The sequence below is a fragment of the Haloferax sp. Atlit-6N genome (genome assembly GCF_003383195.1).
In the GTDB taxonomy this organism is placed as follows: domain Archaea; phylum Halobacteriota; class Halobacteria; order Halobacteriales; family Haloferacaceae; genus Haloferax; species Haloferax gibbonsii.
In genome coordinates this window covers 1-517 of record NZ_QEQJ01000190.1, presented here as the reverse complement: position 1 = coordinate 517, position 517 = coordinate 1, and the positions used below count along the sequence as shown (strand labels likewise).

Annotated in this window: 1 protein-coding gene; it reads left to right on the top strand. The window is 66.2% G+C overall.

Annotation, left to right across the window (positions count from 1 at the left end):
- The coding region (locus DEQ92_RS21875) for a universal stress protein (protein ID WP_147299573.1) at positions 1-517 on the top strand (517 nt) is incomplete at both ends.

The following is a 517-nucleotide window of genomic DNA, read 5'->3' as shown; positions in this document are numbered from 1 at the left end:
GCACCGACTCCCGTCTGATTTCCTCGTGTTGCGGGACCGGGACCTGGACGAATCGGAGATCCTGCTGCCAGTCACGGACAACGCGCACGCCGACCTGAGCGCGGAGGTCGCGGCCGGCCTTCGAACGGCCGCCGGATCCGCAGTCACGCTTTTGCACGTCGTCGACAGCCCTGAGGAACGCGAGCGCGGAGAGCAGTTCCTGGCGGACTGGGCGACAGAGCGAGGCCTGGGCGACGCCAAATTCGTCGTCGACGACTCCGGCGACGTCGAGCGCGCGATCGAACGCGAAGCGCGAGACCACACGCTGCTCGTTGTGGGCGCGACCGAACGTGGTCTGCTGACGCGACTCGTCACGGGCACGCTGCACTTCAAAATCGTCGAGGACGTCGAGTGCTCCGTCTTGCTCGCAGAGCGATCGAGCGGCCGTAGCTTCCTCCGGCGACTGTTCGGGTGGGCTCGGTCTCTATGCTCGGCGCTCGCTATCGATCGGACCGGGTGGCTTCGAACTGAATCGAGT